Below are 7633 nucleotides of genomic sequence, written 5' to 3' on the forward strand. Positions count from 1 at the left end.
TTCAGCTTGTGAGACGGTGCCCAGCGAGACACGACGTGACCCGATATAGCCGTCAGGATGTACTTCGAATTCTCCACCTGCAGACGCGACAGATTGTGTCGTGGGAGCGGGCAGGGCTGATTACCCCCACAGAACAGTACTCCTTCGAAGAGCTCGGGCAGCTGCGGACGCTGCGTGATCTGCAGTCGAGCGCAGCGAAGGCGCGCACCCGCATCTCGTCGACCAGCATTCGCGCCTCGGTGGAGGCGATGCAGCGTGCGGTGGGTATGCGGAATCCTCTGCTCGAAGCCTCGGCGGTGCGGCAGGGATCGCGCCTGGCGTTCCGGCATATGGGAGCGCTGCTCGATCCGCTGACGCAGCAGCTGGCCTTCGACTTCGCCGCTCCGGCAGGAGCACGGCTGGAGATCGTTCCCGCGTGTGATGAAAAGCACGCCGCGCAGCAACGAACGGCGGAGCTGCAGGAGATGTTTCTCCGCGCCGTGCAGATGGAAGAGAATCCGGCGACGGTGGCGCATGCTACCGAGCTTTACGAGGTTATCCTCGCGGTGTCCCCGGCTCATGCTCCGGCGCTGATCAACCTCGGCACCATCCACTACAACATGCGGCAGTATGCGGAGGCGGAGAGCCTGTATCGCCGCGCAACGCACGCCGATCCTGACTATGCGCTGGCCTTCTTCGATCTCGGCAATGTGCTCGACGAGATGCAGCAGCTGGAGGAGGCGACGATCGCCTACCAGAAGGCGGTAGCCCTGGTTCCGCAGTATGCGGACGCGCACTACAATCTCGCGCTGGCATACGAGCGGCAGGGGCAGCGGCGCAAGGCGTTACGCCACTGGCTTACTTACGTCCGTCTGGACCCGGTGGGACCATGGGCGGACCATGCTCGTGACCAGGCGCGGAAGATTATGAAGGCCGAGAAGCTTTCGATCGTCAGCAGACGCGGCCGTCTGGTTCGCGCTGGCTGAGCTTTCCTTAACAGCGGGCTGAGTCCTTCATCATTAGAGAGTCAGCTTGGCGATGGTTTGTAGCTGCATGAAGCTGGTGCCTTCGTAGATCTTGCCGATCTTTGCGTCGCGGTACAGCTTCTCCACCGGATAGTCCTTCACAAAGCCGGAGCCGCCGTAGATCTCGACCGCGAGCGAGGCCACGCGTTCGGCGACCTGCGAGGCGAAGTACTTGGCCATCGCCGCCTCTTTTAGAAACTCCTGCCCCGCGTCCTTGAGACGCGCAGCGTTATAGACCAGCAGGCGCGCTGCCTCGATCTCGGTGGCCATCCCGGCCAGCTGGAACTGCATGGCCTGGAAGTCGGCGATGGGGCGGCCGAACTGTCTGCGCTCCCTGGCCCAGCGTGCGGCATGATTCCATGCTCCCTGTGCGAGACCCAGCATCTGCGCGCCGATGCCGATGCGGCCTTCGTTGAGCGTCTCGATGGCGATCTTGTAGCCCTTGCCGGGCTCGCCCAGCAGCTGCGATGCAGGTACCACGCAATCACGGAAGATCAGCTCGCAGGTGGAGGAGGCGCGGATGCCGAGTTTGTCTTCCTTGCGGCCGAGCGCGAAGCCGGGTGTGTCCTTCTCGACGAGGAAGGCGGTGATGCCCTTGTAGCCGACGGCGCGATCGATGGTAGCGAAGACGATAAAGAGGCCTGCCTCTTTGGCATTGGTGATCCACAGCTTCTGCCCGTTGAGCACCCAGGTGTCGTCGACTTTGACGGCGCGGGTCTCCAGGGCGAAGGCGTCGGAGCCGGAGGCTGCTTCGGAGAGCGCATAGGCGCCGATGGTGTCGGCGGCGAGCCGGGGCAGGTAGGCCTTCTTCTGTTCTTCACTGGCCCAGCGGCGCAGGGCGTTGATGCAGAGGGTGTTCTGCACGTCGACGAGCACGCCGACCGAGGGATCGACGGCAGAGAGCTCTTCGACGGCGAGGATGGCGTCGAAGAAGCTGCCCTCGGAGCCGCCGTAGGTTTCGGGGATCTCGATGCCCATCAGGCCCAGCTGAAAGAGATGCCGCAGGATGGCGGTGGACATCTGCTGTGACTCATCCATCTGCCGCACGAGTGGTGTGATCTCTGTGGTGGCGAAGCGCCGGACTGTATCGCGAAAGAGCTGCTCCTCATCGCTCAGCTGTGTGAGAGCAGGGGAATACTTCTGGGACATGCGGTTTCACCTCGCAGGGGCGCCGAAAGAAGCGAGTCTAGCACCGGCCCTGAATGGCTGAATAGAAAGGAATGGCTGTAAGCATTTGGGGGAAGAGGTTTTACACTGGAATGGCAGATCAAACCCCGATGACAGAGACCGCAAAACCAGCTTCGCGAGCACTGCTGCCCTTTCTTGGGGTGACGTGCGCCGTCGGTGTTTCGACGATGTATTACAACCAGCCGCTGCTGGAAGAGATTGGTCGTACCTACCACGCCGATGCCGGACATACGGGCTTTGTGGCGGTGGCGACGCAGGTAGGCTACGCGGTGGGGCTTCTGTGCTTTGTTCCGCTGGGCGACCTGCTGGAGCGCCGCGCCCTGATGATGCGGATGTATGCGGCGGTGGCCGTCGGCCTGTTGCTGGTGTCGTTCGCTCCCACGCTGGGATGGATGCTGGCAGGATCGGTTGTGATTGGCGCGCTGGCCTCGGTGACGCACGTTGCGCTGCCCATCGCTCCCGACCTGGTGGAGCACGAGAAGCGTGGCGCGGCCATCGGCACCGTGATGACCGGACTTCTGCTGGGCATCCTGCTGGCGCGGACCTTTGCCGGCTGGGTCAGCAATCTCTCCGGCTGGAAGTCGGTCTTCGTCGTGGCGGCGATCATGAATGCCGTCTTCGTCCCTCTGCTGTGGCGCATGATGCCGAAGCTGCCGCCGAAGCAGAAGCTCAGCTACGGTGAGGCGATGCGTTCGCTATGGACGCTCTATCGCACGCATCCTCTGCTGCGCGAGTCGAGCCAGATCGGCGCTCTGGTCTTCGCCTCCTTCAGCTGCTTCTGGACGACGCTGGCCTTTCTGCTGGAGAGCCACTATCACCTGGGCGCTGGCGTGGCGGGCATGTTCGGCCTGGTGGGAGCCGCGGGTGCGATGGTCGCTCCACTCTCCGGGCGGCTGGCCGATCGTCACGGTTCACGCTGGGTGATCTCGATGGGCATGCTGCTGCTGGCGGTCTCCTATATATGGCTGTGGGCGCAGGAGAGGCTGACGATCTCGACGACGTGGCACATGATTGCGCTGGCGGTAGGCGTGGTCGTGCTCGATGTGGGGGCGCAGATGTGCCAGGTGGCGAACCAGACGAGAATCTTCGGGCTCGATCCCAGTGCGCGCAGCCGTCTGAATACGGTCTACATGACGGTCTACTTCACGGGAGCGGCGATCGGCTCGGCGTTGTCTACCATCGCCTGGACGCGCTGGCGCTGGAACGGCGTCTGCGGCTTTGCCGTCGGACTGATTGTGCTGGCCGCGTTGCGCCATGCCTTCGGCGTGCGCGGCGTCGGCAATCCCTATCCCGCGATGCCGGAAGATGAACTGATGGAAGCCTGAAGCAGTTTCGAGGCCGCAACCCCAAAAGGGGTGTTGACCAGATCTTCAAGGCAGACAAAAAAGTGATCTTATCCAGCCTGCGATCGCTTTCTCTTCTTCGAGGCACGGGAAAAGCCAGCATTCGGTGTGCGGCTGTAAACGCGGTGCTTGCACGTACGGCAGGCATACGCGGCATAGTTGATGAACTTCAGCAGCTTTTCCCAACCTTTACGATGCGAACGACGTAAACGGATCGGGGCTGGTGTGGCAATTGGGGCACGGGTAGGTCGGAAATGGCATAGCAGTTCGAGCGCCTTGGGGAGGGTTTATTCCGCTGATCAAACTAACAGCACGACTTAGAGATTGTCTTGGGTACTTAAGTCGTGCGACATCCTGGGGGATATCAGTTTAGGAAACGAATGCGAAATGCAGGTCGTTTATTGCGTCCCAGGAAGAATGGCCGTCGTGGGGGCGTGGGATGGACGGCTTATCGCTTGAGATGTAAAAGGGCGCCCTGAGTTGGTGTGGTGGGCGAGGCGGGGATCGAACCCACAACCCCGAGCTTAGAAGGCTCGTGCTCTATCCAATTGAGCTACTCGCCCGCACCTGGTGAAGGGTAGCTCGATGTTACCCCAAGCCGCCCAGCATCCATTCTAAATGAGGGCTGAAAAGCTCCCCGGAAGTGACTTATCGACAGGTGCCAGACGCTTTTATTGCCGGCAACAAGCTGGCTGCCACCCGCCACATTGAGAGGTGTCTCGCGGGTGGTTTCGCGCTCTAGGAGGTGACAAAGGCGCGGCTGCGCAGCAGCGTGGCGGCTTCATTGAGAGCCACGCCCCAGTGCTGCTCGGCTGCTTCGGCGTTGTGGCCCAGAGCCTTGACGTAGATGCTGATGGTGAATCCCTCCTGCGGCGTGGAGAGATCGACCAGCGCAGGGCGCAGAACGCACTCGAGCGTCGCGTAGCTGTGTGAGAGCGGGATCGCCATGCGTTGAATGCGCTGCATGATCTGCTCGTGGTGGTGGAAGGAGACGAAGATGGAGCGTTCGCGCCAGATCAGGTCGATGTAGCTGCCGAGGCCGACCGCCGTGTCCTCTGGAATGAGGTCGAGATCGAAGCGAAGGTTTTCGATCTCTTCGACCGGCAGCGTCCAGACATCGCACTTGGCGGTGAAGACCGGCGAGCGTGGCGCATTCAGCGCGCGCAGGGCATGCAGCAGCGGTGGATGCTGCGTCGCCTCTTCGAGCCAGTCGAGATCATAAGGATTCTCACGCAGATCGAGGAAGTGCCGGCCGGGATTGTCCGGGTCAGACCACGGCACGACGAGTACAGGATCGTCGACCCCACATTCAACGGTCCAATCAGAGAGCATCTCTTTATTCTAGCGAGTCATCCGCTTTCCATGTGGATTGGTGCGCGGAGGAGAGGACGCTGGACGCGGTTTAGCCCTCGGCCTCGTTCAGCAGAAAGCGCAGCAGCGTATGTTCGGCCCAGTAGCCGTCGTACCCGTTTGTCTTGTCGGGGCGCGCAAGAAAGGCGCAGTGACCGCCGCTGCGGCTCTCGATGAAGGTGATCATCGGATTGGCCGCGATCTTTTCGCGGCTCTGGGGAAGCAGGCGGACGAAGGGGTCGTCTGCCGCGTTGACGATCAGCGTCGGCACGGAGATGCGGTCGAGCACGCGAGCGCTCGCGGCGCGGAAGTAGTAGTCGTCGGCGCCGGTGAAGCCGGAGTAGAAGGCCGTGATCTGTTCGTCGAAGTCACGAATGGAACCGACGCCGTCGGCGCGGGCGGGATCGTAGGCGCGAGGAAAGAGCGCGACCTTGCGGCGGTAGCGCGCCAGCAGGGCGCGGAGAAACTTCATCTCGTAGAGACGGTTTTGCGGGGCGTGCAGGGCGTCGGCTGAGGGGCCGAGGTCGATGGCGGGGGAGATGCCGATCACCGAGCGCAGTTCCCTGGGGGCAGAGGAGCCGAGATCGCCCGCCAGCTTGAGCACCAGGTTGCCGCCCATCGAATAACCAATCAGGGCGATGCTCTCAAGGCGATGCTCCGCGATGAAGTGACGCATGACCGCGCCTACGTCGTTCGAGAGCCCGGAGTGATAGAGCGTGGGAGACAGCGCCTCGGTGCCGCCGCAGTTGCGCATGTTCATGCGGATGACGTTGCCGCCTGCGTTCCACAGCTTATTGGCATTCCCGACGACGTACTGCGAATTCGACGAGCCTTCGAGGCCGTGCACGATGATGGCGGTGGGACGCGAGGCGCGGACCTCTGCAGGCTGCCAGTGGCAGTCGCAGCGCACGCGGCTTGCCATCTGCCCGGCGAGAGCCGGAGAGACCTCGACCAGCACGGTCTCCGCCGGAGGCAGCGAGTTCGTTCGCGGCAGAAAGTTGCCGAGGATGGTCTGCAGGTGGCCGTTGGAGAAGAAACGGCGCGGCACAAACTCGGCCGCATGGGCCACGTGGTTGGCGATGGTCTCGAGAGCGGTCGACATTCAGTTGTGCAGGGCCTTGTTGATCTCCGACAGCAGAGCGGTCGCGTTCAGGGCGCCGGTCGGCTCGTCTTCGTGCTTGAAGTAAAGGTAGGTCTCGCGCGTGGCGGCGAGGGCGAGGAAACGCTTCGCGAAGGCGGCAAGCTCCTCCGGGGTGTAAGCTTCGCTGCGGCGCAGGCGGAAGCTGGTGTGCGTCGTTGCGGTATGAACCTCGGGCGTGCGCAGATCGTCACTCTCGGCGACGCAGAGCGCGGCGTTGTGCTCGCGGAGGATGGCGTAGGTCTCTTCTCTGAACCAGGACTCGTTGCGGAACTCGAAGGCGATGCGCGGTGCGTCATCGGAACGCAGCGCAGGCGCGGAGAGGAAGGTTGCGAGCCGGGCCGGTTCCGCCTTCATGTTCGGCGGCAGCTGGAAGAGAAGCAGCCCAAGCCTGCCGGCCTGGTGGACGGAGTTCAGCACGGAGCAGAAGAAGGCGACGTCCGCCTCGCAGTTGGCTAGCCGCTTGATGTGCGTGATGCGTTGCGGCGCCTTGAAGCTGAAGCGAAAGAAATGGGTTGTGGCGGCAAGCCAGTTGTCGAGCATTGTCTGCGTCGGCAGGGCACGGAAGGTGTAGTTCACCTCGACCGAACTCAGCTGCGTCGCGTAGTACTCCAGGAAGCGTCTCTGGGGCAGACCATCGGGGTAGAAGACGGGCTTCCACGTGGGATAGGCCCAGCCCGATGTTCCGGCAAAAATTTGGGCCGAGGCTACAGTAGCTGCTGTGTCTGAGGGGGGAAGTGCGGCTTGGAGAGCGCGAGGCACAAACAGGCTCCGCTGAATCATGCTCTGTGAGAGTCTTGAAGGATAATTGGGGCGGCTAGTGGGGTTCGAACCCACGACATCCGCTGCCACAGAGCGGCGTTCTGCCACTGAACTATAGCCGCCGTATTAGTTAAATTGTAGCATCATAACCGGGGTCGGCGGCGATTTTATCCCGACGGAGACCGACGAATGCAGCCTCAAGCTCAGCCCGAGATCCTCTCTCCACGCATCAAGCGGGCCAAAGGGCTGTTTGATGACGAAAACCTCGACATCCTCTCGCACATTCTGGATGACTTCATTCAGATCCCCGGCACCTCGATCCGCTTCGGGTTGGACGGGATTATGGGCCTGATTCCGGGCTTCGGCGACGTGCTGGGGGGCATCGCCTCGTGCATCATCATCCTCGCGGCGTGGATGCGCGGCGTCCCCTACGTCACGGTGGCGCGCATGGTGGCGAACGTCGGCATCGAGGTCATCTTCGGTTCCATCCCCATCGTGGGCGATATGTTCGACATCGCCTGGCGTGCCAACCGGCGGAACTACGCTCTGCTGGCAGGAAGCCTGGAGAACCCACGCAAGCACACCATCCAGAGCTGGATCTTTCTCGGTTGCCTCTGCCTGGTGATGTTTTTCATCATGCTCATTCCCATGTTGATCGTCGCTTGGCTGGCTAATGGCATCTTCCATCAGCTGTTCGGCGTCAGTGTTCACTTCAAGACGTGGATTTAAGCAGTGGATGCAGCGCGATACGGTAAACTGAGGTAAGTCGGGGCGTAGCGCAGCCTGGTAGCGCATCTGCTTTGGGAGCAGAGGGCCGGGGGTTCGAATCCCTCCGCCCCGACCATCTA

General features: G+C 62.1%; 7 protein-coding genes and 3 tRNA genes. 4 read left to right on the forward strand and 6 right to left on the reverse strand.

Annotation, left to right across the window (positions count from 1 at the left end; all coding sequences use genetic code 11):
* Positions 1 to 35: 35 nt before the first annotated feature.
* Complete coding sequence (locus PW789_RS10895; protein ID WP_299375706.1) at positions 36 to 965, forward strand: tetratricopeptide repeat protein; 930 nt, start codon at positions 36 to 38, stop codon at positions 963 to 965.
* A gap of 33 nt (positions 966 to 998) precedes the next feature.
* On the opposite strand, the gene PW789_RS10900 is transcribed toward PW789_RS10895, so the two are convergent.
* On the reverse strand, positions 999 to 2153 hold the full coding sequence (locus PW789_RS10900; RefSeq protein WP_299375710.1) for an acyl-CoA dehydrogenase: 1155 nt from the start codon (positions 2151 to 2153) through the stop codon (positions 999 to 1001).
* A 110-nt stretch (positions 2154 to 2263) separates the two neighbouring features.
* On the opposite strand from PW789_RS10900, the gene PW789_RS10905 reads away from it, so the two are divergent.
* Complete coding sequence (locus PW789_RS10905) at positions 2264 to 3517, forward strand: MFS transporter (RefSeq protein WP_299375713.1); 1254 nt, start codon at positions 2264 to 2266, stop codon at positions 3515 to 3517.
* A 504-nt stretch (positions 3518 to 4021) separates the two neighbouring features.
* On the opposite strand, the gene PW789_RS10910 is transcribed toward PW789_RS10905, so the two are convergent.
* From PW789_RS10910 to PW789_RS10930, 5 genes are all read right to left on the reverse strand, one after another.
* Positions 4022 to 4098: transfer RNA gene (locus tag PW789_RS10910), tRNA-Arg, on the reverse strand.
* A gap of 175 nt (positions 4099 to 4273) precedes the next feature.
* Positions 4274 to 4867 carry a hypothetical protein gene (locus tag PW789_RS10915; protein WP_299375716.1) on the reverse strand — a complete coding sequence of 198 codons (594 nt, stop codon included), beginning with the start codon at positions 4865 to 4867 and terminating at the stop codon, positions 4274 to 4276.
* A gap of 70 nt (positions 4868 to 4937) precedes the next feature.
* Entirely contained in the window at positions 4938 to 5987 is a 1050-nt protein-coding gene (locus PW789_RS10920) for an alpha/beta fold hydrolase (protein WP_299375719.1), read from the reverse strand.
* Positions 5988 to 6785 carry a DUF72 domain-containing protein gene (locus PW789_RS10925; RefSeq protein WP_299375722.1) on the reverse strand — a complete coding sequence of 266 codons (798 nt, stop codon included), beginning with the start codon at positions 6783 to 6785 and terminating at the stop codon, positions 5988 to 5990.
* A gap of 47 nt (positions 6786 to 6832) precedes the next feature.
* Positions 6833 to 6907: transfer RNA gene (locus PW789_RS10930), tRNA-His, on the reverse strand.
* Between the two features lie 67 nt (positions 6908 to 6974).
* Between PW789_RS10930 and PW789_RS10935 the strand changes: the two genes are divergently transcribed.
* Together PW789_RS10935 and PW789_RS10940 are read left to right on the forward strand one after the other, a co-directional pair.
* Complete coding sequence (locus PW789_RS10935; protein ID WP_299375725.1) at positions 6975 to 7514, forward strand: DUF4112 domain-containing protein; 540 nt, start codon at positions 6975 to 6977, stop codon at positions 7512 to 7514.
* Between the two features lie 38 nt (positions 7515 to 7552).
* Positions 7553 to 7629, forward strand: a tRNA-Pro gene (locus PW789_RS10940).
* Positions 7630 to 7633 lie beyond the last annotated feature (4 nt).

The organism is Edaphobacter sp. (assembly GCF_028283685.1).
Taxonomy (GTDB): domain Bacteria; phylum Acidobacteriota; class Terriglobia; order Terriglobales; family Acidobacteriaceae; genus Edaphobacter.

What these genes read in the sequence shown, in the direction of transcription:
- PW789_RS10920 (WP_299375719.1), bottom strand. Translation starts at nt 5,987, where the DNA reads ATGTCGACCGCTCTCGAGACCATCGCCAACCACGTGGCCCATGCGGCC.
- PW789_RS10900 (WP_299375710.1), bottom strand. Translation starts at nt 2,153, where the DNA reads ATGTCCCAGAAGTATTCCCCTGCTCTCACACAGCTGAGCGATGAGGAG.
- PW789_RS10905 (WP_299375713.1), top strand. Translation starts at nt 2,264, where the DNA reads ATGGCAGATCAAACCCCGATGACAGAGACCGCAAAACCAGCTTCGCGA.
- PW789_RS10915 (WP_299375716.1), bottom strand. Translation starts at nt 4,867, where the DNA reads ATGCTCTCTGATTGGACCGTTGAATGTGGGGTCGACGATCCTGTACTC.
- PW789_RS10935 (WP_299375725.1), top strand. Translation starts at nt 6,975, where the DNA reads ATGCAGCCTCAAGCTCAGCCCGAGATCCTCTCTCCACGCATCAAGCGG.